At 68.1% G+C, this 2,857-nt stretch carries 3 protein-coding genes; 2 read left to right on the top strand and 1 reads right to left on the bottom strand.

Going from position 1 to position 2,857, the window contains the following annotated elements; translation table 11 throughout:
• On the bottom strand, window positions 1–318 hold a 318-nt coding region (locus HOP12_04480), incomplete at its 3' end, for a hypothetical protein (protein NOT33410.1).
• A 269-nt stretch (window positions 319–587) separates the two neighbouring features.
• On the opposite strand from HOP12_04480, the gene HOP12_04475 reads away from it, so the two are divergent.
• Both HOP12_04475 and HOP12_04470 read left to right on the top strand, forming a co-directional pair.
• Window positions 588–881, top strand: a complete 294-nt coding sequence (locus tag HOP12_04475) for a DUF3467 domain-containing protein (protein ID NOT33409.1) — start codon at window positions 588–590, stop codon at window positions 879–881.
• Window positions 882–884: 3 nt separating this feature from the next.
• Window positions 885–2,612, top strand: a complete 1,728-nt coding sequence (locus HOP12_04470) for a DUF1957 domain-containing protein (protein NOT33408.1) — start codon at window positions 885–887, stop codon at window positions 2,610–2,612.
• Window positions 2,613–2,857 lie beyond the last annotated feature (245 nt).

The following is a 2,857-nucleotide window of genomic DNA, read 5'->3' as shown; positions in this document are numbered from 1 at the left end:
CCCCGCGCCCCAGGCCGCCGCCAGCACCGGCTCGAACGCCGTGGTCACCAGCCGCAGGTCGCGAAGCTGCCGAGTGCCTTCCACATCGGTCGCGTAGGCGCCGGTGCGCCGCGCGGCGCGCAACGCGTCCGACAGCCCACCGACCTCGGCTTGCGACCACGACAATCGTCCCTCGAGATGCTGGCGATCGTGCGACCACATCATGAGATGGGCGCGGGTGAATCCGAGACCCTCGGAGTGCACGGCGAGCGCGGCGACCATGCGATCGACCGCGTTTCGGTCCGCCCCGTCCTCGAACAGGGGAACCCACGCATTCATGTGCTCCACGATGAAGTGCCTCCGGGAAGGGCAGCAGCAAGAATCAGGGCGCGAGCCGGCCCCGCGAACTCGAAGCGCAACCGGCATGCCACGTCGAGTTCAAGCGCTCGCGAGCGGCGGGCATTTCGCACGCGCGAGATGCCGCCGCTAAGCTCCTTCGTCGCTTGACCCTAGAGCGGCACCCGCCTAACGTCCGTTGCTCCCGCTGCAATGCGCCGCCCGATCCACCGCGCCTCGCGAGCGCTCATTGGGGTAAAAGGAGCCTGCCTGTGGAAAACCACCAAACTCCGATCGAAGTCGAGCTGGGGCCGGCGGCCGCCGAAGGCATCTACTCGAACCTGGTGCTGATCGCGCATTCGGCTTCGGAAGTCATCCTCGACTTCGCACGCGTGCTGCCCGGAGTTCCCAAAGCACGGGTTTACGCCCGCGTGATCCTGACGCCGCAGCATGCCAAGTCGCTGCTCATGACGCTCGAGCAGAATCTGAAGAACTACGAGTCGCAGTTCGGCCCGATCAAGCTTCCGGGCAACGACAAGGGCCGCGAACTCGGCTTCAAGGCCTGATCGATGCCGACCCGCGCCGCATTCTCGTTCGTGCTCCATTCGCACCTGCCGTGGGTCCTTCATCATGGGCGGTGGCCGCACGGTGTCGACTGGCTGAACGAGGCGGCGGCCGAGACCTACCTTCCGCTGTGGCGCGACCTCCATGCACGCACCGCCGGCACCCGCGCACTGGGTGTCACGATCGGACTGTCTCCGGTGCTGTGCGAACAGCTCGCGCACCCGGACTATCCGTCCGAGTTCGTGAGCTATCTGGAGCAGAAGATCGAAGCCGCACGCGACGATCGCGCCGCGTTCACGGCCGGCGATGACCTCTCGATGGCGGCGCTCGCGGAACGCTGGGAGCGTTTCTATCGCAGCACGCTCGAGGACTTCATGGGGCCGCACGGTTCCAACCTGGTGGCGCGCTTTCGGCGCCTCGAGGAGGCCGGAGCGATCGAGATCATCACGTGCGGTGCGACGCACGGCTATCTGCCGCTGCTTGCGACCGACGCCGCCGCCGAGTTCCAGATCCAGACCGCCGTCGCCACCCATCGCCGCCACTTCGGCCGCGCGCCGCGCGGCATCTGGCTGCCCGAATGCGCCTACCGCCCGGCCGGTCCGTGGCCTTCGCCTGCGATCGAACGCGAAGGTGGATTCGGGCCCGACGACCCGACCCCACCGCACGCGCGTGTCGGCGTCGAAGAGCTGCTCGCCGCTCACGGACTCCGCTACTTCTTCGTCGACTCCCATCTGATCGCAGGCGGGCGTCCGCTCGGAACCTATGCCGAACGCTTCGACGCGATCCGACGCCTGGTGCCGGCCGAAACCGCAGCCGCGCCGCGCCAGCACACCACGGACCGCGCGTATCGGGTCGGGCCCACCGCGGTGGTGAGTTGTTTCGGGCGCGACGCCGCGACCACCGTTCAGGTGTGGAGCGGCGAGCATGGCTACCCCGGCGACGCGGCCTACCTCGACTTCCACAAGAAGCGCTTCCCGGGCGGCCATCGTTACTGGGCGGTCACGCATCCCAAGGCCGACATGGCCGACAAGGTGCCGTATCAGCCGCTGGTCGCGACCGAGCGCACCGCCCAGCACGCCGATCACTTCGTACGGCTGCTCGAATCGACGCTCGCGGGCGCGACGGGCGGCTCGCGCATGCTGACGGCGATGTTCGACGCCGAGTTGTTCGGACACTGGTGGTTCGAAGGCCCGCAATTCCTCGCCGAGGTGGTCGATCGCCTGGTGGCCGGCGGCCGCATCGAACCGCAGTCGGCGGGAGCATTCCTCGAGCGCCACGGGGCGCCCGCGATCGTGGATCTGCCCGAGGGTTCATGGGGCGATGGCGGTGGCCACAAGGTGTGGCTGAACGAGACCACGCGCTGGACGTGGGTCGAATTGCATCGTGCCGAGGCGCGTTTCGAGGCGCTGGTCGGTCGCGCGCGCGCGCGCTCCGGCGATGCGCTGCTCGAACGGCTGGCGGCCCAGACCGCTCGGGAGCTGTTGCTCGCGCAGGCCTCCGACTGGCAGTTCCTGATCACCACGATCGCCGCCCGCGATTACGCCGAGTTGCGCATTCGTCGGCACTTCGACGACTTCGACACACTCGCGACTCTGACCGAGCGACGCCTGGCAGGATCTCCGATCACCGACACCGAAGAACGGCTGCTCGGCGAGATCGAAACTCGGGATCGGTTGTTCAACGACCTCGACTGGCGCGCCTACGGCGCGCGAGCACTGGCGACACGAGCTTAGGTCGAGCTCCGGTTGTCGAGTTCAACGCTTCATCATGCCGGACTCCTTGTTGCCTGAGGGCCGTCACGCCCGGCAGCTCGGAGCAGGATGGGCTGTCACGCAGGAGTTGTCGCGAGCTGCGCGCTCTGGCGCCGGCAATTCGGTGCGAGATGAGTCAGCGCCCGCCGAACTCGCTCCTCGAGTGACGCCTCGGGGATGGCGTCGCAGCACGCGGCCCCGCGACGCGCCTCTTCCGCGCGAAACCC

The organism is Candidatus Eisenbacteria bacterium, assembly GCA_013140805.1.
Lineage (GTDB): Bacteria > Eisenbacteria > RBG-16-71-46 > RBG-16-71-46 > RBG-16-71-46 > JABFRW01.
This window is presented reverse-complemented; position numbering and strand designations above follow the sequence as displayed.

Bases quoted from the DNA above. Each gene is read 5' to 3' on its own strand.
- HOP12_04470 (NOT33408.1), top strand. From the start codon at position 885: ATGCCGACCCGCGCCGCATTCTCGTTCGTGCTCCATTCGCACCTGCCG.